Source organism: Paracoccus sp. C2R09 (assembly GCF_018860625.1).
In the GTDB taxonomy this organism is placed as follows: Bacteria; Pseudomonadota; Alphaproteobacteria; order Rhodobacterales; family Rhodobacteraceae; genus Paracoccus.
In genome coordinates this window covers 1-1,236 of the sequence record NZ_JAHKQB010000002.1, presented here as the reverse complement: position 1 = coordinate 1,236, position 1,236 = coordinate 1, and the positions used below count along the sequence as shown (strand labels likewise).

Annotated in this window: 1 protein-coding gene; it reads right to left on the bottom strand. The window is 64.1% G+C overall.

Annotation, left to right across the window (positions count from 1 at the left end):
- Positions 1 to 60 precede the first annotated feature (60 nt).
- Positions 61 to 1,236: elongation factor Tu (tuf, locus tag KO490_RS00400; protein ID WP_216017427.1), on the bottom strand; the 1,176-nt coding region annotated here is incomplete at its 5' end.

The window sequence follows — 1,236 nt, the reverse complement described above, 5'->3', positions numbered from 1 at the left end:
CGCCATGAAAAAGGGCCGTCCTTTCGGACGGCCCCCTGTCTTTCGGCATCCCGGCTGGGATCACTCGATGATCTTCGAGACGACGCCTGCGCCGACGGTGCGGCCGCCTTCGCGGATGGCGAAGCGCAGCTTCTCTTCCATGGCGATCGGCGCGATCAGTTCGACTTCGAACTTCAGGTTGTCGCCCGGCATGACCATCTCGGTGCCCGAGGGCAGCGTCACGGTGCCGGTCACGTCCGTCGTGCGGAAGTAGAACTGCGGGCGGTAGTTCGCGAAGAACGGCGTGTGGCGGCCGCCTTCCTCCTTGGTCAGGATGTAGGCCTCGGCCTCGAACTTCGTGTGCGGCTGAACCGATTTCGGCTTGCACAGAACCTGGCCGCGCTCGACGCCTTCACGGTCGATGCCGCGCAGCAGGACGCCCACGTTGTCGCCAGCCTCGCCGCGGTCCAGCAGCTTGCGGAACATCTCGACGCCCGTGCAGGTGGTCTTCTTGGTGTCGCGGATGCCCACGATCTCCAGTTCGTCACCCACGTTGACGGCGCCACGCTCCACGCGGCCGGTCACGACCGTACCACGACCCGAGATCGAGAACACGTCCTCGATCGGCATCAGGAAGGGCTGGTCCACGGCACGCTCGGGGGTCGGGATGTACTCGTCGATGGCAGCCATCAGCGCCTTGATCGAGTTCTCGCCGATTTCCTCGTCGCGACCTTCCATGGCAGCAAGGGCCGAACCCTTGATGATCGGAATGTCGTCGCCCGGATAGTCGTAGCTGGACAGCAGCTCGCGCACTTCCATCTCGACCAGTTCCAGCAGTTCCTCGTCATCCACCTGGTCGACCTTGTTCAGGTAGACGACCATGTAGGGGATGCCGACCTGGCGACCCAGCAGGATGTGCTCGCGCGTCTGCGGCATCGGGCCGTCGGCGGCGTTCACGACCAGGATCGCGCCGTCCATCTGGGCGGCACCGGTGATCATGTTCTTCACGTAGTCGGCGTGGCCCGGGCAATCCACGTGCGCGTAGTGGCGCGACTCGGATTCGTATTCCACGTGCGCGGTCGAGATCGTGATCCCGCGGGCCTTCTCTTCCGGCGCGCCGTCGATCTGGTCGTAGGCGCGGAAGTCGCCGAAATACTTCGTGATCGCGGCCGTCAGCGTCGTCTTGCCGTGGTCAACGTGACCGATGGTCCCGATGTTGACGTGCGGTTTCGTCCGTTCAAACTTTGCCTTTGCCAT